This window comes from Streptomyces thermovulgaris (assembly GCF_002155915.1).
Classification (GTDB): Bacteria; Actinomycetota; Actinomycetes; order Streptomycetales; family Streptomycetaceae; genus Streptomyces; species Streptomyces thermovulgaris.
On sequence record NZ_MUME01000198.1, the window covers coordinates 1 to 1,438 of the forward strand.

1 protein-coding gene is annotated in these 1,438 nt (G+C 74.8%); it reads right to left on the reverse strand.

Translation table 11 applies throughout. The features are described from left to right. Positions 1 to 1,438 (reverse strand): polyamine aminopropyltransferase (locus tag CCN35_RS16830; RefSeq protein ID WP_425444299.1); only part of this gene is annotated, 1,438 nt, incomplete at both ends.

Here is a 1,438-nt window from a genome sequence, read left to right on the forward strand (position 1 = left end):
CGGTCCGGCCGGCGGTGCCGGACGAGCCGGAGGCGCGGTCGGCCACGCGGTAGGGCACCGTGCGCAATCCGGCCGCGCGGATCGTGGACTCCACCGTCCAGAACACGCGCGGGCGGGAGGAGACCGGGCCGGCGTGCACCACCAGCCGCCCGCCGGGCGCCAGGGCCCGCCGGGCCAGGCCGTAGAACTCCTGCGCGTACAGCTTCGTGCTCGCCGTGTGGCCCGGATCGGGCAGGTCCTCGATCACCACGTCGTACGCCGCCTTCGGTGTCCTCCGCAGCCGGCAGAAGGCGTCGGCGGTGCTCACACGGACGCGCGGGTCGTCGAAGACGCGGGCGTTGAGCCGGGCGAGCGCCGGATCGCCGCGCGCCAGCCGGACGATCTCCGGCGCGGGTGCGACGACGTCCACCCGCTCGACACCGGGGTGCCGCAGCACCTCGCGGGCGGCGAGTCCGTCGCCGCCGCCGAGGATCAGCACGCGCGCGTGCGGACCGGCCATCGCGGGGCGGACGAGTGCCTCGTGGTAGGGGTGCTCGTCGTGGCTGCCGGCCCGCAGCCGCCCGTCGAGGAACAGCTTCGGCGGACGCCCGTGGGTGCCGCCGGTGAGGACCACCTCCTGTTCGCCGCTCTGCAGCGCCACCCGGACGTCCCCGTCGTACACCGCCCGGCGCGCGGCCCGCTCGAAGTCCCCCACCAGCGCGGTCAGCGAGGCGAGCAGTCCGAGCACGGCGAGGTTGGCGACGAGCAGCAGCCACCGGCCGCGCGGGGTCAGGTCCCGCCGGAACAGCCAGAACACGAGCCCGCCCCCGACCACGGCGTTCACCGCACCGGTCAGCAGCGCGCCGGTCAGCTGCCCGAGCATCGGCAGCAGCAGGAACGGAAAGGCCAGCCCGCCGACGAGCGCGCCCACGTAGTCCGCCGCGAACAGGTCCGCGACCGCCCCGCCCGCGTCCTGGCGGCGGATGCGCTGGATCAGCTCCATCAGCAGCGGCACCTCGGCGCCGATCAGCAGCCCCATGACGAGGGAGAAGACGACCAGCAGACAGCGCGGCCCGTACGCCCACACCCCGCCCCAGTCACCGGTCCAGGCGAACACCGCGTACAGCACCATGGCGCTGCACCCCCCGATCAGGGCGAGCGTCGCCTCGATCAGGCCGAAACCGATGGCGGCGTGCCGGCGCAGCCGCTTGGCGGCGAGCGAGCCGACCCCCATCGCGAACACCATGACGGACAGCACCACGGACGCCTGGGTGACCGAATCGCCCATCAAGTACGAGGCCAGCGCCACGAGTTCGAGCTCGTACACCAGGCCGCAGGCCGCGCAGAAGAAGGCACCCGCGAGCACGAGGAACCGTCCGGTGCCCGGCCGGACGGGAAGCCCCGTGGAGCCGCCGAAGGACGGCGGACCGCCGGAGGACGGCGCTGGACCGGGCGGGGG